The 19,191-nt window shown below is 71.2% G+C and carries 18 protein-coding genes and 1 tRNA gene; 10 read left to right on the top strand and 9 right to left on the bottom strand.

Annotated elements, in window-relative coordinates:
• The first annotated feature begins 5 nt into the window (after nt 1-5).
• The 4 genes from AB0J57_RS15370 to AB0J57_RS15355 all read left to right on the top strand — a co-directional run bounded on the left by AB0J57_RS15370 (nt 6) and on the right by AB0J57_RS15355 (nt 4,806).
• Nucleotides 6-536, top strand: coding sequence for a DUF501 domain-containing protein (locus tag AB0J57_RS15370; protein ID WP_366128624.1), 531 nt, complete (start codon nt 6-8; stop codon nt 534-536).
• Complete coding sequence (locus tag AB0J57_RS15365) at nt 533-1,453, top strand: Ppx/GppA phosphatase family protein (protein ID WP_366128623.1); 921 nt, start codon at nt 533-535, stop codon at nt 1,451-1,453. Before AB0J57_RS15370 ends, AB0J57_RS15365 begins: the two co-directional genes overlap by 4 nt.
• A 370-nt stretch (nt 1,454-1,823) precedes the next feature.
• Nucleotides 1,824-3,206 (top strand): NAD(P)/FAD-dependent oxidoreductase, encoded by a 1,383-nt coding sequence (locus AB0J57_RS15360; protein WP_366128622.1) that lies wholly within the window; start codon nt 1,824-1,826, stop codon nt 3,204-3,206.
• 286 nt (nt 3,207-3,492) lie between these two features.
• Nucleotides 3,493-4,806, top strand: a complete 1,314-nt coding sequence (locus AB0J57_RS15355) for a cyclopropane-fatty-acyl-phospholipid synthase family protein (protein ID WP_366128621.1) — start codon at nt 3,493-3,495, stop codon at nt 4,804-4,806.
• Nucleotides 4,807-4,859: 53 nt separating this feature from the next.
• Here AB0J57_RS15355 and AB0J57_RS15350 read toward each other — a convergent pair whose 3' ends face one another.
• Together AB0J57_RS15350 and AB0J57_RS15345 are read right to left on the bottom strand one after the other, a co-directional pair.
• Complete coding sequence (locus AB0J57_RS15350) at nt 4,860-7,388, bottom strand: FtsX-like permease family protein (protein ID WP_366128620.1); 2,529 nt, start codon at nt 7,386-7,388, stop codon at nt 4,860-4,862.
• Between the two features lie 120 nt (nt 7,389-7,508).
• Nucleotides 7,509-8,279, bottom strand: coding sequence for an ABC transporter ATP-binding protein (locus tag AB0J57_RS15345; protein ID WP_366128619.1), 771 nt, complete (start codon nt 8,277-8,279; stop codon nt 7,509-7,511).
• Nucleotides 8,280-8,681: 402 nt separating this feature from the next.
• On the opposite strand from AB0J57_RS15345, the gene AB0J57_RS15340 reads away from it, so the two are divergent.
• Nucleotides 8,682-8,763 (top strand) — tRNA-Leu (locus AB0J57_RS15340).
• A gap of 183 nt (nt 8,764-8,946) precedes the next feature.
• Nucleotides 8,947-9,825, top strand: a complete 879-nt coding sequence (locus AB0J57_RS15335) for a Bax inhibitor-1/YccA family protein (RefSeq protein ID WP_366128618.1) — start codon at nt 8,947-8,949, stop codon at nt 9,823-9,825.
• A gap of 70 nt (nt 9,826-9,895) precedes the next feature.
• On the opposite strand, the gene AB0J57_RS15330 is transcribed toward AB0J57_RS15335, so the two are convergent.
• Nucleotides 9,896-10,126 (bottom strand): DUF4287 domain-containing protein, encoded by a 231-nt coding sequence (locus AB0J57_RS15330; RefSeq protein WP_073757614.1) that lies wholly within the window; start codon nt 10,124-10,126, stop codon nt 9,896-9,898.
• A gap of 99 nt (nt 10,127-10,225) precedes the next feature.
• On the opposite strand from AB0J57_RS15330, the gene AB0J57_RS15325 reads away from it, so the two are divergent.
• Nucleotides 10,226-10,573, top strand: coding sequence for a hypothetical protein (locus tag AB0J57_RS15325; RefSeq protein ID WP_366128617.1), 348 nt, complete (start codon nt 10,226-10,228; stop codon nt 10,571-10,573).
• Here AB0J57_RS15325 and AB0J57_RS15320 read toward each other — a convergent pair.
• The 3 genes from AB0J57_RS15320 to AB0J57_RS15310 form a co-directional block, all read right to left on the bottom strand.
• A complete protein-coding gene (locus AB0J57_RS15320) occupies nt 10,557-11,453 on the bottom strand; it encodes a hypothetical protein (RefSeq protein WP_366129089.1) in 897 nt (298 codons plus the stop codon). The genes AB0J57_RS15325 and AB0J57_RS15320 overlap by 17 nt on opposite strands.
• A gap of 320 nt (nt 11,454-11,773) precedes the next feature.
• The gene (locus AB0J57_RS15315; protein ID WP_366128616.1) at nt 11,774-12,994 is read right to left on the bottom strand and encodes an acetyl-CoA C-acetyltransferase; all 1,221 of its coding nucleotides are present in this window, start codon (nt 12,992-12,994) and stop codon (nt 11,774-11,776) included.
• 371 nt (nt 12,995-13,365) lie between these two features.
• The gene (locus tag AB0J57_RS15310) at nt 13,366-14,355 is read right to left on the bottom strand and encodes an SGNH/GDSL hydrolase family protein (protein WP_366129088.1); all 990 of its coding nucleotides are present in this window, start codon (nt 14,353-14,355) and stop codon (nt 13,366-13,368) included.
• A gap of 119 nt (nt 14,356-14,474) precedes the next feature.
• On the opposite strand from AB0J57_RS15310, the gene AB0J57_RS15305 reads away from it, so the two are divergent.
• Nucleotides 14,475-15,860, top strand: coding sequence for a cystathionine beta-synthase (locus AB0J57_RS15305; protein WP_366128615.1), 1,386 nt, complete (start codon nt 14,475-14,477; stop codon nt 15,858-15,860).
• Nucleotides 15,861-16,169: 309 nt separating this feature from the next.
• Here AB0J57_RS15305 and AB0J57_RS15300 read toward each other — a convergent pair whose 3' ends face one another.
• Entirely contained in the window at nt 16,170-16,592 is a 423-nt protein-coding gene (locus AB0J57_RS15300) for a hypothetical protein (RefSeq protein WP_366128613.1), read from the bottom strand.
• Between the two features lie 162 nt (nt 16,593-16,754).
• On the opposite strand from AB0J57_RS15300, the gene AB0J57_RS15295 reads away from it, so the two are divergent.
• Both AB0J57_RS15295 and AB0J57_RS15290 read left to right on the top strand, forming a co-directional pair.
• Nucleotides 16,755-17,600 (top strand): MurR/RpiR family transcriptional regulator, encoded by an 846-nt coding sequence (locus tag AB0J57_RS15295; protein ID WP_366128612.1) that lies wholly within the window; start codon nt 16,755-16,757, stop codon nt 17,598-17,600.
• Between the two features lie 85 nt (nt 17,601-17,685).
• Nucleotides 17,686-18,246, top strand: a complete 561-nt coding sequence (locus AB0J57_RS15290) for a hypothetical protein (protein ID WP_366128611.1) — start codon at nt 17,686-17,688, stop codon at nt 18,244-18,246.
• 69 nt (nt 18,247-18,315) lie between these two features.
• On the opposite strand, the gene AB0J57_RS15285 is transcribed toward AB0J57_RS15290, so the two are convergent.
• Together AB0J57_RS15285 and AB0J57_RS15280 are read right to left on the bottom strand one after the other, a co-directional pair.
• Nucleotides 18,316-18,690, bottom strand: coding sequence for a hypothetical protein (locus tag AB0J57_RS15285; protein WP_366128610.1), 375 nt, complete (start codon nt 18,688-18,690; stop codon nt 18,316-18,318).
• A 9-nt stretch (nt 18,691-18,699) separates the two neighbouring features.
• Nucleotides 18,700-19,143: a roadblock/LC7 domain-containing protein gene (locus AB0J57_RS15280; RefSeq protein WP_366128609.1), complete on the bottom strand. Its 444-nt coding sequence runs from the start codon at nt 19,141-19,143 to the stop codon at nt 18,700-18,702.
• Nucleotides 19,144-19,191 lie beyond the last annotated feature (48 nt).

The raw sequence follows: 19,191 nt of genomic DNA, 5'->3' as shown, positions 1-19,191 counted from the left end.
CAGGCATGGAAACGCCCCCTCCGCAGACCGAACGCACCGAGCCCACCGAGGCGGACGTCGCGGCGTTCAAGGAACAGCTCGGCCGCCCGCCGCGCGGCCTGCGCGCCATCGCGCACCGCTGCCCGTGCGGCAACCCGGACGTGGTGGAGACCGCGCCCCGGCTCCCGGACGGCACGCCGTTCCCGACGACGTACTACCTCACCTGCCCGCGCGCGGCCTCCGCGATCGGCACGCTGGAGGCGAACGGCGTCATGAAGGAGATGTCCGAGCGGCTCCAGACCGACCCGGAGCTGGCCGCCGCCTACCGCGCCGCGCACGAGGACTACATCGCGCGCCGTGACGCCATCGAGGTCCTGGAGGGCTTCCCGAGCGCCGGCGGCATGCCGGACCGCGTGAAGTGCCTGCACGTGCTCGTGGGCCACTCGCTGGCCGCCGGGCCGGGCGTGAACCCGCTGGGCGACGAGGCCATCGCGATGCTGCCGGAGTGGTGGGCCAAGGGGCCTTGTGTCACTCCGCGGAAGGAGGACGACCAGTGACCCGCGTCGCCGCCATCGACTGCGGTACGAACTCCATCCGCCTCCTGGTCGCCGACGTCGACCCGGCGACCGGTGAAGTCACCGACCTGGACCGGCGGATGACGATCGTCCGGCTCGGCCAGGGCGTGGACAAGACCGGCCGGCTCGCCCCCGAGGCGCTGGAGCGGACCTTCGCGGCGTGCCGCGAGTACGCCGCCGTCATCGAGGAGTACGGGGCCGAGAGGCTGCGTTTCGTGGCGACCTCGGCCTCGCGCGACGCGGGGAACCGCGACGACTTCGTCCGGGGCGTGAAGGACATCCTGGGCGTGGAGCCCGAGGTCATCACCGGTGACCAGGAGGCGGAGTTCTCCTTCACCGGGGCGACCAAGGAGCTGACGGGCCCCGGCGACGGTGAGTACCTGGTCGTGGACATCGGCGGCGGCTCCACCGAGTTCGTGGTCGGCCGCACGCACGCGCGTGCCGCCCGGTCGGTCGACATCGGCTGCGTACGCCTGACCGAGCGTCATGTGCGCAGCGACCCGCCGTCGGAGGCCGAGGTGGCGGCGATCCGGTCGGACATCGAGGCGGCCCTGGACCTGGCGGAGGAGACCGTTCCGCTGCGGGAGGCGGAGACGCTCGTCGGGCTGGCCGGTTCGGTGACGACGGTGGCGGCGATCGCGCTGGGGCTGGCCGAGTACGACTCGGCGGCGATCCACCGCTCCCGGATCTCCTACGAGCGGGTCGCCGAGGTCACCGCGCGGCTGCTGGCGGCGACGCACGACGAGCGGTCCGCGATCCCCGTGATGCACCCGGGCCGGGTGGACGTCATCGTCTCGGGCGCGCTGGTCCTGCTGGCCGTCATGGAGCGGACCGGGGCCCGTGAGGTGGTCGTTTCCGAGCACGACATTCTGGACGGAATCGCCCTCTCGCTCGTCTGACGCGGGCCCGGCGGACACCCGTCCGGACAGCGCGTCGGAAAAGTTCGTGAAGTTCTTCACAAGGAAAAGGGCCCTGAGGGGGGCCAAGGAGCCGTCCAACGGCCTCCAGCGCCCCGCTCGGGGCCCTTTCGCAGGCGTGTACGCCACCCTCGGCTGTGTTTCGTAGGTGTGAACTCCGGTGGTGGTCCACGGTTAAAAGGTGCTCGCCGCCCCAGTTCAACGGGGGTGAACAACGTCTTCCGTTACACCGTGGTTCCCTCGTGGCGCCATGACCTCGGTCACGCGGGCCGCGCAGTGTAGCAGAGGTCTCCCAGAACCTTGTGAAGGGGCGCACGAGCGACCCCCCTCCGGCGGGTGGATACTCGATGGCATGAGCACCACGGAGCGTCCCAGGATCCTCGTAGTAGGCGGTGGGTACGTAGGCCTGTACGCAGCTCGGCGCATTCTCAAGAAGATGCGCTACGGCGAGGCGACCGTCACGGTCGTCGACCCCCGGTCGTACATGACCTACCAGCCCTTCCTGCCCGAAGCCGCCGCCGGCAGCATCTCGCCGCGGCACGTCGTCGTCCCGCTGCGACGCGTGCTGCCCAAGGCCGAGGTACTCACCGGCCGGGTCACCACCATCGACCAGGACCGCAAGGTCGCCACGATCGCGCCGCTCGTCGGCGAGGCGTACGAGCTGCCGTTCGACTACCTGGTCATCGCGATGGGCGCGGTCTCCCGCACCTTCCCGATCCCCGGCCTCGCCGAGCAGGGCATCGGCATGAAGGGCATCGAGGAGGCCATCGGCCTGCGCAACCACGTCCTCGAGCAGCTCGACAAGGCCGACTCGACGACCGACGAGGAGGTCCGCCGCAAGGCGCTGACCTTCGTCTTCGTGGGCGGCGGCTTCGCCGGCGCGGAGACCATCGGCGAGGTCGAGGACCTGGCCCGCGACGCCGCGAAGTACTACAAGAACGTGAAGCGCGAGGACATGCGCTTCATCCTGGTGGACGCCGCGGACAAGATCCTTCCCGAGGTCGGCCCCAAGCTCGGCAAGTACGGCAAGGAGCACCTGGAGGGCCGTGGGGTCGAGGTCTACCTCTCGACGTCCATGGACTCCTGCGTCGACGGCCACGTGGTGCTGAAGAACGGCCTGGAGGTCGACTCCAACACCATCGTGTGGACCGCCGGTGTGAAGCCCAACCCGGCGCTCGCCCGCTTCGGCCTGCCGCTGGGCCCGCGCGGCCACGTGGACTGCGACGCCACGCTCCAGGTCAAGGGCACCGACTACATCTGGGCCGCCGGCGACAACGCCCAGGTCCCGGACCTCGTCGGCCGCAAGGCCGGCAACGAGAACGCCTGGTGCCCGCCGAACGCCCAGCACGCGCTGCGCCAGGCCCGTGTCCTCGGCGACAACGTGATCTCCGGTATGCGGGGCTTCCCGCAGAAGGAGTACAGCCACGCCAACAAGGGTGCGGTCGCCGGTCTCGGCCTGCACAAGGGCGTCGCGATGATCGTCATGGGCAAGATGAAGATCAAGCTCAAGGGCCGTCTCGCCTGGTACATGCACCGTGGCTACCACGGCATGGCGATGCCGACCTGGAACCGCAAGATCCGCGTCTTCGCGGACTGGACGCTCGCGATGTTCCTCAAGCGCGAGGTCGTCTCGCTCGGCGCGATCGAGTCGCCGCGCGAGGAGTTCTACGAGGCGGCCAAGCCGGCCCCGGCGGCGCCGTCGGCGTCGAAGCCGGAGAAGGCCAAGGCCTCCTGACCGGGTAATCCTGGACACCTCCGCCGAGGGGGCCGCCCGCCATCCGTGGTGCGGGCGGCCCCTTTCGCGTACCCGGGTACTGGGGCCCGTGCGCCCCTGCTCCGGCGGCCCGTGCTCCGGGCCGGGGGTGGCTCCGGCGGGCTGAAGGGGTGTCAGGGCGCCCGGCGGGGCCGAGCGGCACGCATTTTGCCGTCGCATTGCTTCGTTTCGGGACTGCATCCGTGCGCCCCGGGTGTTTTCGTGGTGTTGAGCATTTCTGGGACCCCTCATCACGGAGGTGTGCACCATGGCCGACGCCGCGTCGCGGCTCACCACGCTCGCCGAGGACCTGCTGGGCTTTCCGCTCCCGGTCGGGATCCGCGCCTGGGACGGCAGTGAGGCGGGACCGCCGGGTGCGCCCGTCCTCGTCGTACGCCACCGCCGGGCGCTGCGGCGGCTGTTGTGGAAGCCGGGGGAGCTGGGGCTCGCCCGGGCCTGGGTCGCCGGGGAGCTCGACGTGGACGGCGATCTGTACGAGGCCCTCGACCGGCTCGCGGGCCTCGTCTGGGAGCGCGGCGCCGACGCCAAGGACGCCGTGCACGCCGTACGCGCCGTACGGGACCCCAGATTCCGCGCCGCCGCCCGTGGCCTGCTCCAGCTCGCCGGGGCCTGGCCGCCGCCCCCGCCGCCCGCCGAGGAGGTCCGCCTCCGCACCGGCCCCCTGCACACCAAGCGGCGCGACAAGGCGGCCATCAGCCACCACTACGACGTCGGCAACGACTTCTACGCGCTGGTCCTCGGCCCGTCCATGGTCTACTCGTGCGCCTACTGGTCCGAGGACAGCACCCTCGAAGAGGCGCAGGCCGCCAAGCTCGACCTCATCTGCCGCAAGCTGGCCCTCAAGGAGGGCGACCGGCTGCTCGACGTGGGCTGCGGCTGGGGCTCGATGGCCATCCACGCCGCCCGCGAGTACGGCGCCCGTGTCGTCGGCGTGACCCTCTCCACCGAGCAGGCCGCCTACGCCCGCAAGCGGGTCGCCGACGAGGGCCTGACCGACCGGGTCGAGATCCGCGTACAGGACTACCGGGACGTCAAGGACGGGCCGTACGACGCGATTTCGTCCATCGGCATGGCCGAGCACGTCGGCCGTATCCGCTACCGCGAGTACGCCGATGACCTGTACGCCCTGCTCAAGCCCGGCGGCCGGCTGCTGAACCACCAGATCTCCCGCCGCCCCGAGAAGGACGAAGCCGCCTACCACGTCGACGACTTCATCGACCGGTACGTCTTCCCCGACGGCGAGCTCGCGCCCGTGGGCCGGACCACCACCGCCCTCGAAGACGCCGGGTTCGAGGTCAGGGACGTCGAGGCCATCCGCGAGCACTACGGCCTCACCCTGCGGCGCTGGGTGACCAACCTGGAGTCCCGCTGGGCCGAGGCCGTGCGGCTCACCTCCCCGGGCCGGGCCCGCGTCTGGCGCCTCTACATGGCGGCCTCCGCCGTCTCCTTCGAGCGCAACCGCATCGGCGTCAACCAGATCCTCGCCGTGCGGACGCCCGACGACGGCGTATCGGGCCTGCCGCTGCGGCCGAGGGAGTGGACCGAGCGCCCCGACCGCTGACACGCCGAGGGCCGGGTCCCCCAGAGGAGACCCGGCCCTGTTTCCCGTGGGGGCTATTCGGCCTTGATGGCGTTCAGCATGTTGAGCCTCGCCGCGCTGCGCGCCGGCCACATCGCGGCCAGGACGCCCACCAGGGCCGCCAGGCCCAGGAAGATCCCGATCCGGTCCCAGGGGATGACCAGCGCGTAGCCCGGCAGGCTCGACTTGATGGTCTGGCCGATCGCCCAGCCCAGGAACGAGCCGAGGCCGATGCCGACCACCGCGCCGAAGACCGAGATGACCACGGCCTCCAGCCGCACCATCCGCTTCACCCGGCGCCGGTCCAGGCCGATCGCCCGCAGCATGCCGATCTCCTGCTGCCGCTCGAAGACCGACATCGCCAGCGTGTTGACGACACCCAGCACCGCGATGATCAGGGCCATCGCCAGCAGGCCGTACATGATGTTCAGCATCATGTTGATCATGCCGCCGAACTGGTCACGGATGTCCTGCTTGTCCATGACGTTGATCGCCGGGTTGTCACCGAGCGCGTTGACCAGGGCCTTCTCGTTCGCCGCGGTCTGGCCGCCGTCCATCTTCACGAAGATCTGCGGGATGTACGGCTTGGTCTCGTGCGGGGCGACCACCTTCGTGTCCACCAGGACCGGCGACAGGAACTCGCTGTCCTTGTAGACCGCGCCGACCTTCAGGGAGCCCTTCTTGTCGTCGTTGAACGTGACCGGCAGGGTGTCGCCGACCTTCCAGCCCTGCTTGGTGGCCGTCTTCTCGGCGACCGCGATGCCGCCCTTGCCGAGCGAGTCCAGCGAACCGTTCACCAGCTCGACGTTGAGGACGCGCTCGATGTCGCCCGGCGTGATCGCCGACGCCGACACCCACTCGCCCTTGACCTCGAAGGACGAGGACTGCTGCGGCGAGACCGCCGTGACGCCCGGCGCCTTCTCCAGCGCGGCCAGCGCGGACTTGTCGAGATCGCCGCCGCTGGCCATCGCGACCATGTAGTCGGCCTTGATCTGGTCCGTGGTCATCTTGTCCAGCGCCGTGCCGACCGTGACGCCCAGCACCGACAGGCCGGTGACCAGCGTCAGGCCGATGGCCAGCGCGGAGGCGGTGGCGCCGGTGCGGCGCGGGTTGCGGACCGCGTTCTGTCCGGCCAGCTTTCCGGAGACCCCGAAGGCGCGGACCAGCAGCGGCCGTACGAGGGCGATGACAGGGCGGGACAGCAGCGGGATCAGCACGATCACGCCGACGAGGGCGAAGAAGGCACCGCCGCCGATGAGCATCCGGCCGTCCGAGCCGGCCGCGGCACCCGCCACGATCAGCGCCGCGCCGGCGGCCGTGATGAACGCGCCGATGGAGTTGCGCACGACCAGCGACTTGGTGGTGGCCACCGCGTGGACGCTGCTCATCGCGGCCACCGGCGGGATTTTCGCGGCGCGGCGGCCGGGCAGCCAGGCGGCGAGCATCGTGATCAGGACGCCCACACCGAGCGCGGCGAGCACCGGCGTCGTACCGATGACGAGCGGTCCGTCCGGCACCTTCATGCCGAACGCGGCCATCCCGGAGCGCAGCCCGACGGCCAGGCCGACGCCGAGCGCGAAGCCCACCACGGAGGCGACCAGGCCGACCACACCGGCCTCGGCCAGCACCGAGCGGGTGATCTGCTTGCGGGAGGCGCCGACGGCGCGCATCAGCGCGAGTTCCTTGGTGCGCTGGGCGACCAGCATGGTGAAGGTGTTGGAGATCAGGAAGACACCGACGAAGAGCGCGATGGCGGCGAAGGCCAGGAGCATCTGGTTGAGGCTGCTCAGGCCCTCCTCGATGGACCGCGCCTGCTCGTCGGCGAGCGCGGCGCCCGTCTTGGCCTCGGCGTTCTCCGGGATCAGCGGCTCGACCGCGTCGAGGATCCGCGCGTCGTCCGCGCCGGACGCGGCGGTGACGGTCACGTCCTTGAAGTAGCCCGGCTTCAGGTAGAGGTGCTGGGCGACGGAGGTGTCGAAGAGGACCAGGCTGCCGCCGGCGCTGACGGCGCCGTCCTCGGTGGTGAAGACGCCGGCCAGCGTGTACTCCTTGACCGGCCCGTTCGTGGCGACGCGGACCTTGTCGCCGACCTTGTACTCGCCCTTGGTGGCGGTGTCCTTGTCCAGGGCGATCTGGTCGGCCTTCACCGGGCCGGAGCCCTCGGTGAAGTCGTAGGCGGGGTCCTTGCCGTCCTTGCCGGGGGCGAAGTTGGAGCCCTTGTTCGACCAGCCGACGCCGATCAGTTTGCCGTCGGGGTCGGCGACCCCGGCGAAGCCGTCCACGCGTCCGGTGACGGAGGCGACCCCGTCCAGCCGGCCGATCTTGTCGAGGGTCTGCTGGGAGAGGCCCGGCTCCTGCTTGGCGTCGTCCTGGTTGGCGTACGAGGTGACGGCCACGGCGACGTTGTCGTAGCTCTTGGCCGACTGGTTGCGGAAGGCGTTGGACAGGGTGTCGGTGAAGACCAGGGTGCCGGCGACGAACGCCACGCCGAGCATGACGGCGAGCACGGTCATCAGCAGCCTGGCCTTGTGCGCGAGCACGTTGCGCAAGGCGGTACGGAACATGAGGTGTGAGTCCTGGGGTGAAGGGGATCGGCGTGTTTCCGGGGCGATCCGGGGCGATCCGGGGACGTCCTTGGGCGGCCCGGTCCGGGCCAGGGCGGGGCGGCGCGCCCCGGTGGGGCGTCAGCTCGTGCGGCCCTTGGCGTCGAACTCCTTCATCCGGTCGAGCACGCCGTCCGCCGTCGGGCGCAGCATCTCGTCGACGATGCGGCCGTCCGCGAGGAAGATCACCCGGTCCGCGTAGGAGGCGGCCACCGGGTCGTGGGTGACCATCACGACGGTCTGCCCCAGTTCGCGCACGGAATTGCGCAGGAAGCCCAGCACCTCGGCGCCGGAGCGGGAGTCGAGGTTTCCGGTCGGCTCGTCACCGAAGATGATCTCGGGGCGGGAGGCCAGCGCGCGGGCCACGGCGACGCGCTGCTGCTGGCCGCCGGAGAGCTGCGCGGGCCGGTGGCCGAGGCGCCCGGACAGACCCACCATGTCGATGACCTTGCGCACCCACTCCTTGTCGGGCTTGCGGCCCGCGATGTCCATGGGGAGCGTGATGTTCTCCTGGGCGGTCAGCGTCGGCAGCAGGTTGAACGCCTGGAAGATGAAGCCGATCTTGTCGCGGCGGAGCTGGGTGAGCTGCTTGTCCTTGAGGGAGCCCAGCTCGGTGTCACCGATCCGGACCGAACCGCTGCTGAAGGTGTCGAGCCCGGCCACACAGTGCATCAGCGTCGACTTGCCGGAGCCCGAGGGACCCATGATCGCGGTGAACTCGCCCTGGTGGAAGTCCACGGTGACCCGGTCCAGGGCGACCACCTGGGTCTCACCCTGTCCGTAGACCTTGGACAGATCCGTGGCGCGGGCGGCCACCGCGGTGGCGCGGTAGGCGGTGGGGGTCGTGGTCACGTGGGGGCTCCTGTCGGGGACTGTTCATCGAGGACCCGTCCATCGTCATCGCCCACCACCCCGCCGGGCGTCCGTCCGCATGCCCGTATCCGGGGCAGCCTGGAGTCGGACCGGGGGGCCCGCCCCTCCTCCTGAGGTATGACGGAGCCCCTGAGACGCGGCCAGGGGGCCGGGGCGGACGGGGCCGGTCACCGACCGGGTGACAGGAGACGACGACTTTCCGTCATTCCTTTGCGTACGTCTTTGCGGCCGCGAGCCCCCGAAGTCTGCCGCGGAACGCCGCCCACCAGCACTGACGCACCCTCAGACGTCAATAAAATAAGACAACATCGGGCCATCGTTCCGCTGTTCGGGGGACGCGCCCCGATAGGCTCATGTGCCAACGCGGAGCCGCGGGGTAACGCCCGGATGGTGGAATGCAGACACGGCGAGCTTAAACCTCGCTGGCCTTCGGGCCGTACCGGTTCGAGTCCGGTTCCGGGCACTCCCGACCCTCCTCACGGGAGCGGTCCCACAAAAAACCGGACGACCGGCAGGATTCAGCCACGCGGGAGTGCGGGGACGAGTGTGACGGGAGTGAAAGATCCTCCCCGAGCACTAGGGTGTTTCTTTTGCTTGCCCATTACTCTTGTCTCAAGGCCGCGCACGGCGGCCATGGAGGAGTGAGATGAGGAGCAGCAACCCGGTCTTCTCGCGACGGGGGTTCAGCCGCGACAACGGCTATGCGGGCTTCAACGCGCAGCAGCCGCAGGCCGGGGGCCCCGCCGCTGGAACGAACCCGTACGCGACGAACCCGTACGCGACCAACCCCTACGCGCAGGACGCCCAGCTCGGCGCCCCCGCACAGGCCCCGGCGCGCCCCGGCGCGATGACCATCGACGACGTGGTGTCCCGCACCGCGATCACGCTCGGTACGGTCTTCGTCACCGCGACGCTCGCCTGGTTCCTGATGCCCGTCGACCCGGCGAACATCAACACGTCGTACGGCATCGCCATCGGCGCGGCCCTCGTGGCCTTCGTCTTCGCGATGATCCAGTCCTTCAAGCGCAAGGCGTCCCCGGCGCTGATCCTGCTGTACGCGGCGTTCGAGGGCGTCTTCCTCGGTGTGATCTCCAACGCCGTCTCGACGTACCTGTCGCCGGGTGTCGTCCCGCAGGCGGTGCTCGGCACCATGGCGGTCTTCGCCGGCGTACTGATCGCCTACAAGATGCGCTGGATCCGCGTCACCCGCCGCTTCTACGGCTTCGTGATGGCGGCCGCGCTGGGCTTCATCCTGCTGATGGCGGTGAACATGCTGTTCGCCGTGTTCGGCGGCGGTGACGGCCTCGGCTTCCGCAGCGGTGGCCTCGGCATCCTGTTCGGTGTCATCGGCATCATCCTCGGTGCGTGCTTCCTGGCCCTCGACTTCAAGCAGGTCGAGGACGGCATCACCTACGGCGCCCCGCGCGAGGAGTCCTGGCTGGCGGCCTTCGGCCTCACCATGACGCTGGTGTGGATCTACCTGGAGTTCCTGCGACTGCTGTCGATCCTCCAGGGCGACGACTGATCGCTGTGACCTGACGAAGGGCCCGTCCGGCAACCGCCGGACGGGCCCTTCGGCGTTGTCGTCCGACCCGTCAGAGCAGCTTGCGCGCGGCCCGCCTGAGGTCGTACTCGTGGATGATCGCCTTGGCGTGTCCGTAACTGAGGTTGTGCTCGCCCCGGAGCCAGCTCACCTTCTCCTCGAAACGTACGAGGGAGGGGCCTTCCTCGACGGTGCGAAGCCATTCGGACACTTGCCGGCCTGTGCAGTGGGGAATGCGGGAGAGCAGATTTCGATGGGTCTCTTCGGAGAAGACTTGGGACATCGGCGCCTCCGGACGCTCTGCGCGTGTGCTCCTTCACGTCACCGTGCCTGAGCGTTCGCCCGTTGGCAACAGTCCCGTCGCGGCGCATAGGGTCGCGGCGTGCTCGATACGACAGAACTGACCGCCACCGTCGAACGCTTCGCCGACCGGCTGCGGGCCGCGCCGCAGAGCCGGCTCCAGCGGGGAGCGGCGGCCGAAGGGCTGGCGCTGGCCAGGGACTTGGCGCTCCGGGCGCAGCGGCTGGAGGCGCCGGACGCGCCGCCGCGGACCATGCCGGACGCCGGGGTGTTCGCGGTCGCGGACCAGTTGGTGGTGGCCTGCAACGATTTGGCGGAAATTCTGCGAACGGCCCCGGCCGGTTCCCCGGCTCGGCGAGAGCTGCTCCGGCGGGAACTGGACGAGGCCGTGGCGGCGGTGCGGCGGGCGGCGGCTACAGCGACGCTATGACGCGGTCCGCGAGGATGTAGACGCTCTCGGCGTCGGCGCCGCTGCCGCACGAGAAGGTCAGGGCGTACGCGCCGGAGACCCCGGACCCGCCCAGCAGGACCGGCGTCTCACCGCGGTGCAGCGCCTCCGCGAGGCGCTCGGCGGTCTCCCGGTGGCCGGGCGTCATGCACAGGGTCGTGCCGTCGGCGAAGACGTACACGTCCAGGGTGCCCAGGGGTCCGGGCCGTACGTCGGTGAGCGCCGTGCGGGTCTCGGCGAGCTCCTCCAGGCGGGCCACGGTGCGCTCGTGGTCGGTGACCACGGGCGTCTGGACCGGCACGAAGTCGGGGTGCGAGGGGTGGCGGCGGCGGGCCGCGGCCAGCTCGGGGGAGTCCTCGGGGAACTGGTTGTCGCTGATGCCGGGGAAGTCCGGCAGCTCGGCGAGGGCGTCGACATCGTCGAGGCCGTCGGCGTACTCGGCGTACTCCAGGCCGAGGTCGGTCGCGTCCATCGCGTCCAGCGCCTCCAGGCCCGCGAAGTCCGCCTGGCGCGGCACGAAGAACGGCCCGTCCTCGCCCGTCCCGGCCGCCGTGCCGCCGCCCAGTGGGCCGAGGAGGGTGGCGGGCCCGTCGGCGGCGTCCCGCGCCTCCTGGGCCGCCCAGAAGGCCCGCGCCTCGGCCAGCTCGCGCTCCCGCTCCTCCGCGAGGGCCTCGGCGACGGCCGCGCGTATGTCCTCGGCGGTGCGGGCGTGCGGCACGGTGGGGGTACGGTCGGCGGTGTTCGCGGCGGCGAGCTCCGTGCGCAGCGCGATGACCTGCTTGCGCAGCCCGTGGGCCGCGTGCAGGGCAGCGGCGCCCACGGCCGTGGCGGTGGCCGTGGTCAGCAGCAGGGCGAGAGACATGGCGCTCACTGACTTACTCCCGGTTTCAATCGATCCCCCGCACTTCCTACATCAGCTTGTCGTGCCCCCGCGCCCCCTGTCAGTGCATTACGTCACGAAATGGACAGGTCTTTTGCCTCGTAGTTTTACCGGATTGTCAGGCTGACCTGCACAAACGAATCTCCCCCGGGAGATAGGTCACATCCTGGGGGAGATTCGGTCACGGCTGGGACGCGGAGCGATTAGCTGAGCCGCTCGCCTCTTCTGGTCGCGTTCCGCTTCGCTACTGGTGCGGGCAGGTGCCGCCTTCGTTCCTCAGGCGACCCCCCCTCCGCTACAGCTCAGCTCAGCCGCTCGATGACCATGGCCATGCCCTGGCCGCCGCCGACGCACATGGTCTCCAGGCCGAACTGCTTGTCGTGGAACTGGAGGCTGTTGATCAGCGTGCCGGTGATGCGGGCGCCGGTCATGCCGAAGGGGTGGCCGACGGCGATGGCACCGCCGTTGACGTTCAGCTTGTCGAGCGGGATGTCCAGGTCGCGGTACGACGGGATGACCTGGGCGGCGAACGCCTCGTTGATCTCGACCAGGTCGATGTCGCCGATGGTCAGCCCGGCGCGCTTCAGCGCCTGCTTGCTGGCCTCGACGGGCCCGTAGCCCATGATCTCGGGCGACAGGCCCGAGACGCCCGTGGAGACGATCCGCGCGAGCGGGGTCAGGCCCAGCTCGCGGGCCTTGGTGTCGCTCATGATGACCAGCGCGGCGGCGCCGTCGTTGAGCGGGCAGCAGTTGCCGGCGGTCACCAGGCCGTCGGGGCGGAAGACCGGCTTCAGGCCCTGCACGCCCTCCAGCGTCACGCCCGCGCGCGGGCCGTCGTCCTTGGACACGACGGTGCCGTCCGGCGTGGTGACCGGGGTGATCTCCCGCTCCCAGAAGCCGTTCTTGATGGCCTCCTCGGCGAGGTTCTGCGACCGGACGCCGAACTCGTCCATGTCCTGGCGCGTGACGCCCTTGAGGCGCGCCAGGTTCTCGGCGGTCTGGCCCATCGCGATGTACGCGTCGGGGATCTGGCCGTCCTCGCGCGGGTCGTGCCAGTCGGTGCCCTCCTGCTCGGCGCGGGCGGCCGTGCGGGCCTCCGCCTCGGCGAAGAGCGGGTTGTGGGTGTCGGGCAGGCCGTCGCTGGTGCCCTTCACCGAGCGGGACACCATCTCGACACCGGCGGAGATGAAGACGTCGCCCTCGCCCGCCTTGATGGCGTGCAGGGCCATGCGGGACGTCTGGAGCGAAGAGGAGCAGTACCGGGTGATCGTGCAGCCCGGCAGGTGGTCCATCCCCATCTGCACGGCGACGATCCGGCCCAGGTTGTGCCCCTGCTCGCCGCCGGGCAGGCCGCACCCGAGCATCAGGTCGTCGATGTCACGCGGGTCGAGCTCGGGCACCTTGGCGAGCGCGGCCTGAATGATCGTGGCGGTCAGGTCGTCCGGCCGCAGGTCCTTCAACGAGCCCTTGAAGGCCCGGCCGATGGGGGAGCGGGCGGCTGAGACGATCACGGCTTCGGGCATCACGGCTCCAGAGGGGCGAAGGGCAGGACTGAGAGGGAAGTTACCTGTACGTATCGCTCAGGTCATCGGGGCGGACGTGTGATGCGGACCGCATTTCTAAGCGCTCGCTCAGCCCGCGCGGCCCCGGCCGCCACTGAGCGCCTTCCCGTAACGGGCGGTTTCACCCCGGGGTGCCCCTCTGCGGGGCTTGTCCCCCACCCCGCCCCTTCACGAAACCGGGACGCCCCCGGGCCCGGGCGGCGGGGCCTCCGCGTCGCGAGGGCGTGGGGGCCGAGCGCGGTTGACCCCGAAGGGGGACGCGCAGCGGGTCGTGGGCCACCGACCGCCCGGGGCCCCCTCGCCGCGGAGGGGCGCGCCCGCCCGGTGGACGGTCAGGGGCGGGCGTCGTCGCGGAGGGGGGCCGGGTCCTGGACCGAGGGGAGGCGGCGACGGCGGCGGTGCTTGAGCAGGGCCCACGGGGCGCGGGCGCCCGTGACCTCCGTACCGGCTTCCTCCACCGCCTCCGCCGCGGCCTTCGCGACCGGCAGCATGCCCTCCCGGCGGTCCGCCTCCAGCCGGTCGGCCTCCGGCCACACGCCCATCACCGCGCACACGGTCGGCAGCACCGCCATCGCCGCCGTCGCGTACCCCTCCGCCGACGGGTGGTAGTTGTCCGCCCCGAACATCTCGCGCGGGTTGGCCGCGAACTCCGGCCCCAGCAGGTCGCCCAGCGACACAGTGCGGCCGCCCTGCTCCACGACCACGATCGTCTGGGCGGCCGCCAACTGGCGCGACGCACGCCGCGCCAGCCACCGCAACGGTTGGTACACCGGCTCGATCGTGCCCAGGTCGGGGCACGTGCCGACGACCACCTCCGCGCCCGCCGTACGCAGCCGGCGCACGGTCGTCGCCAGGTACCGCACCGACTCCGTCGCCGACATCCGGTGCGTCACGTCATTCGCGCCGATCATGATCACGCACACGTCCGGAATCCGACCCGGATGGGCGAGCAGCAGCGTGACCTGGCGCTCCAGGTCGTCCGAGCGGGCCCCCGGCAGGGCGACGTTCCGCAGCTCCACGGGGCGTTCCGCGACCGCCGCGAGCCCCGAGGCCAGCAGCGCGCCGGGCGTCTGGCCGGCCCGGCGCACCCCCTGCCCCGCCGCGGTGGAATCACCCAGGAGGGCGAGCCGCAGGGGCTCGGCACCGCCCCCGTACCCCCGGCCGTACAGCCCGTCCGCGCACGGCGGCAGCGGCGCCACACCACCGCCCACCGAACGCTTCGCCAACTGCACCTCGGCCAGCAGCACCCCGACCGCCGCCACCCCCAGCAGCCCGATACCGCCGCCCCCGTACGCCGCGCCGGCGGCGATCCGCCGTGCCACCCTCGCCCTCGACATAGGGGCAGCCACCTCCTTGTTGCCGTACAAGAGCTAACTGCCCCGTAACCGCCTCCGACTACGCATACGCTGGCTGGACCATTACGGAGACCCCGGAGACTACGGTGCAATACCACGACTCGATGATCAGCCTCGTCGGCAACACCCCGCTGGTGAGGCTCAACAGTGTGACCGAGGGCCTCAAGGCCACCGTCCTTGCCAAGGTCGAGTACTTCAACCCCGGCGGTTCGGTCAAGGACCGCATCGCCCTGCGCATGATCGAGGCGGCCGAGGAGAGCGGCGCCCTCAAGCCGGGCGGCACGATCGTCGAGCCCACGTCCGGCAACACGGGCGTCGGCCTCGCGATCGTGGCCCAGCAGAAGGGCTACAAGTGCATCTTCGTCTGCCCCGACAAGGTCTCGACCGACAAGATCAACGTGCTGCGGGCGTACGGCGCCGAGGTCGTCGTCTGCCCCACGGCCGTGGACCCGGAGCACCCGGACTCGTACTACAACGTCTCCGACCGCCTCGTCCGTGAGACGCCGGGCGCCTGGAAACCGGACCAGTACTCCAACCCGAACAACCCCCGTTCGCACTACGAGACCACCGGTCCCGAGCTGTGGGAGCAGACCGAGGGGAAGATCACCCACTTCGTCGCCGGCGTCGGCACCGGCGGCACGATCTCCGGCACCGGCCGCTACCTCAAGGAGGTCAGCGGTGGCAAGGTCCGCATCGTCGGCGCCGACCCCGAGGGCTCCGTCTACTCCGGCGGCTCCGGGCGGCCCTACCTCGTCGAGGGCGTGGGCGAGGACTTCTGGCCCACCGCGTACGACCGGACCGTCACCGACGAGATCATCGCCGTGTCCGACAAGGACTCCTTCCAGATGACCCGCCGCCTGGCCAAGGAGGAGGGTCTCCTGGTCGGCGGCTCCTGCGGCATGGCGGTCGTGGCAGCGCTGCGCGTCGCCGAGGGCCTCGGCCCCGACGATGTCGTGGTCGTCCTCCTTCCCGACAGCGGACGCGGCTACCTTTCGAAGATCTTCAACGACGAGTGGATGGCCGACTACGGCTTCCTGGAGGAGTCCGGCCCGTCCGCGAGCGTCGGCGACGTCCTCCGCCACAAGGAGGGCGACATCCCCAAGCTCGTCCACATGCACCCCGAGGAGACGGTCGGCGAGGCCATCGACGTCCTGCGCGAGTACGGCGTCTCCCAGATGCCCATCGTCAAGCCCGGCGCCGGTCACCCCGACGTCATGGCCGCCGAGGTCGTCGGCTCGGTCGTCGAACGCGAGCTGCTGGACGCCCTGTTCACCAAGCGCGCCTCCCTCGACGACCCGCTCGACAAGCACATGAGCCCGCCGCTGCCCCAGGTCGGCTCCGGTGAGCCGGTCGCGGACCTGATGTCCGTACTGGGCACGGCCGACGCGGCGATCGTGCTGGTCGAGGGCAAGCCGACCGGTGTGGTGAGCCGTCAGGACCTGCTCGCCTTCCTCGCGAAGGACGGCAAGTAGCCACAACGGGACGGGGCTTCGCGAAAACGGTACGAGCCCGACATGTTGCGGCAGCACCCGCTTAACACGCGTCCTGCACCGTAGTCCTTGTCGGCGTCAAGGACTTCCGGAGCGGCTCCCGGACCTCCAGCGAACGCCACGGACGCGGAGACCGGCCCTGACCCGGGCCCGTGTCCCTCGCGGGGACCGCCGTCGTCCCGCCCCCCGGCAACGGGGGTGCGGCGGTCCCCGCGCCACCCTTCCCCGTTACGCGTTTCTCCCGTCGCACGTCCTGCCGTTACGCGTTTCTCCCCTTACGCGTTTCTCCCCCTACACGTCCGGATCGCGGCGCCGCCGCTGGGATATGCCCCGCAGGCAGTGCGCCGCGTTGACGCCGACTATGCCCGCCCAGGTGACGAGCAGGCCCTTCAGCCCGGCGTTCACCGCGCCGATCGCCGTGAGCGGGACCGCGAGGACCAGCGAGACGATGGCGAAGCCGAAGCGCTCCCCGAAATTCTCCCCGGCGGCAGGCGCCCCGCCGGGGCGGGCACCGCGGGCGACGATCACCTGCTGCTCGGCGACCTGGCGGCGGACGCGGCGGTCGACCGTGGCGTCCAGGCGCTGCTCCACCTTCTCCAGGAACGACTCGACGAGGGCCGACTCGTACTCCGTCCCCAGCTCGCGCCGGGCCTGAAGGGTGGCGTCGAGCTCCTTCTCGAGCTCCTTCTCGAACTCCGTGTCGCGGGTTTCCATGCTCGATACGGTACGGAGCCGGAGAAGTGGTGTCGCTGGGGCTAACCCCCCTCTTCGCCCCCCTGGGCACCCCAGGCCGCCACCGTGCCCGCTTGCCCGGCTGCATATTGTCATGCAGAGTCATGGATGACTGAATAGGAAGCTCGGGAACAGGGGGACGGCATGAGCGACAGCCCTGCCGCACGGTTGCAGGCGCTCTTCGAGGGGCACCGGCTGACGCCCACCCAGCGGCGGATCGCCCACTCGATGGTGCGCCGCGCCGGCGACGTACCGTTCCTGTCCAGCGTGGAGCTGGCCGAGCTGGCCGGGGTCAGCCAGCCGTCCGTGACCCGCTTCGCGGTGGCGCTCGGGTTCGACGGCTATCCGGCGCTGCGCAAGCACCTGCGCGAGGTGGCACCCGCCGAGCCGGCCGCCGCAGCGGCGGGCGAGACGACGTACAACGAATACCAGCAGGCCGTGCTGGGCGAGATCGAGAACCTGAAGCACCTCGCCGAACTGCTCGCCGACCCCGAGCCCGTGGAGCGTGCCGGGCGGCTGCTCGCGTCGTCCAGGCCGCTGCCCGTGCTGGGACTGCGCGCCGCCTCCTCCCAGGCGCGCGGCTTCGCGTACTTCGCGGCGAAGGTCCACCCGGACGTACGGCTGCTCGACGAGGGCGGCACGATGCTCACCGACCGGATCGACGCCGCCGTGCGTGCGGGCGCCACCGTGCTGCTCTGCTTCGCGCTGCCCCGGCACCCCCGCGAGGTCGTGGACGCCCTCGCGTACGCGCGCGACGCCGGGCTCACCGTCGTCACGGTCGCCGATTCCGCGTTCGCGCCGGTCGCCAAGCACAGCGACCTGCTGCTCCCGGCGGCGGTCGGGACCGGCCTCGCCTTCGACACGGCGTGCGCGCCGATGCTGCTGGGGCGGGTGCTGCTGGAGGCGATGTGCGACGGGCTGCCGGACGCACAGGCGCGGCTGGAGGAGTTCGACGCGGCGGCGGCCGCGCGGGGCCTGTTCGTGGAGTGACGTCCCCGGGGGCTTCTCAGGAGACTTTAAGGAAGGGGCGTTACCCTCCCGCCGCACCGAGGAGACCGTGAACAGGGAGGCGGACGTGGCTCGCGGAGGGCAGGCACTGGCGAGAGTGGCCGTGGTCGTACGGGCGGGGGCCGCGCCCCTGTGGTGGCCGGGACTGCTGGCCGCCGCGACCGGGGCGCTGCTGCCCGGGCTCACCGGGCGGCGCATCGGGCTGCTGACCGGGGCCGCGCTCTTCCTGGTGACCGCCGCCACCGTCGCCCTGGCCCGGCGCGGGCGCTATGTACGGCTGGCCACGGAGGCCACCCGGGCCGCGCGGGCGGACTTCCTCCAGGACCGGGCCGTAACGCTGCGGGTCTGGCGGCGCGCCCACCGCTGGTGGCTGCTGGGCGCGTTCCTCGCCGCCGTCGGCTCGTCGTTCGCGCTGCCCGGCGCGGGCGGGCTGTGGCTGGCGGGCGCGGGCGCCGGGCTCTGGCTGAAGGCGCTGTGGATCGGCCACCGGGAACGTACCGACGAGACCCTGTGGTGGGTACGGACCGACTGGCTCGGCAAGGGACCGGCCGGAAAGCCCGTCAAGGCGTACCGGTCGACGGGCATCGCGGCCGGCGACGCCGCACCGGGCGGGGCGCGGCGCCGCTGAGCGAACGTACGCCGGTCGTACGTACCCGGTCGTATGTACGGCGGTCGTACGGTCCCGCGTATGCCGGTCTCAGATCTCCAGCTCGGCTTCGATCCTCCGGAGCTGGTGGCGGGCCATCGCCAGGTTGGCCCGCTCCTTGTCCAGCGCCAGATAGAGGAACAGGCCGTTCGCGCCCCGGCCCTTGAGGAGCCGGATCAGGTGGTACTGCGAGCCGAGCGTGATCAGGATGTCCTCGATCTCTTCGCTCAGCCCCAGCATCTCCATGGTGCGCACCTTGGCGCGTACGACGTCGGTGTTGCCGGCGGCGGCGACCGTCAGGTCGAGGTCCTTGCCGCCGCCTATCGTGCCGAGGGCCATGCCGCTGGTGTAGTCGACGAGGGCGGCACCCAGGGCGCCGTCGATGATGGTGGTGGCTTCCTTGAGGGCGGTTTCGGTGTTGGCCATGGGTCTTTCTCACGCTTCCTTCGGTTTGTGGGACGGCAGGGGCGGGATGGCTGTGTGTGGTGGCTCGCGCCGGTGCAGGGCGCCGTCGACCAGCTCGCCGACGCGCGCGCTCGACCGCCGGGCCTCCAAGTGGAGCCGGCCCACGTTGACGCGGGGCTCGGCGAGGAGCGTCAGGACGGCGGAGGCGCTCGCCGCGTACGTCGCGACGTAGCCGTGCTCACCGCGGACCAGCAGCTCGCGGAAGCCGCCCTGTCCGGTGGCCTCCGTGAGCCGCAGCGCCACGCCGAGCGCGGCCGCGGTGAGCGCGGCGACGCCCTCAGCGGCATCCGGGTCCGCCGTGTCGCGGGCCAGGACCAGACCGTCGGCGCTGGCCGCGAGCGCCCCGGTCACCTGCGGGACCCGGGCGCGCAGGCGCCTGAGCTCGGCGAGCACTTCGGCTTCGGCCGCGGTCATGAGCTGTCTCCTTTCGCTCCTCTCGCTCCTCTCGGCTCTCTCGGCGCG

The organism is Streptomyces sp. NPDC049837, from assembly GCF_040674455.1.
Lineage (GTDB): Bacteria > Actinomycetota > Actinomycetes > Streptomycetales > Streptomycetaceae > Streptomyces.
The sequence above is the reverse complement of the archived record's forward strand: the minus strand, read 5'-3'. Positions and strand labels throughout refer to the sequence as shown.

Coding starts and splice junctions, on each gene's coding strand:
- AB0J57_RS15370 (WP_366128624.1), top strand. CDS start 6: ATGGAAACGCCCCCTCCGCAGACCGAACGCACCGAGCCCACCGAGGCG.
- AB0J57_RS15360 (WP_366128622.1), top strand. CDS start 1,824: ATGAGCACCACGGAGCGTCCCAGGATCCTCGTAGTAGGCGGTGGGTAC.
- AB0J57_RS15355 (WP_366128621.1), top strand. CDS start 3,493: ATGGCCGACGCCGCGTCGCGGCTCACCACGCTCGCCGAGGACCTGCTG.
- AB0J57_RS15350 (WP_366128620.1), bottom strand. CDS start 7,388: ATGTTCCGTACCGCCTTGCGCAACGTGCTCGCGCACAAGGCCAGGCTG.
- AB0J57_RS15335 (WP_366128618.1), top strand. CDS start 8,947: ATGAGGAGCAGCAACCCGGTCTTCTCGCGACGGGGGTTCAGCCGCGAC.
- AB0J57_RS15330 (WP_073757614.1), bottom strand. CDS start 10,126: ATGTCCCAAGTCTTCTCCGAAGAGACCCATCGAAATCTGCTCTCCCGC.
- AB0J57_RS15320 (WP_366129089.1), bottom strand. CDS start 11,453: ATGTCTCTCGCCCTGCTGCTGACCACGGCCACCGCCACGGCCGTGGGC.
- AB0J57_RS15315 (WP_366128616.1), bottom strand. CDS start 12,994: ATGCCCGAAGCCGTGATCGTCTCAGCCGCCCGCTCCCCCATCGGCCGG.
- AB0J57_RS15300 (WP_366128613.1), bottom strand. CDS start 16,592: ATGGAAACCCGCGACACGGAGTTCGAGAAGGAGCTCGAGAAGGAGCTC.
- AB0J57_RS15295 (WP_366128612.1), top strand. CDS start 16,755: ATGAGCGACAGCCCTGCCGCACGGTTGCAGGCGCTCTTCGAGGGGCAC.
- AB0J57_RS15285 (WP_366128610.1), bottom strand. CDS start 18,690: ATGGCCAACACCGAAACCGCCCTCAAGGAAGCCACCACCATCATCGAC.
- AB0J57_RS15280 (WP_366128609.1), bottom strand. CDS start 19,143: ATGACCGCGGCCGAAGCCGAAGTGCTCGCCGAGCTCAGGCGCCTGCGC.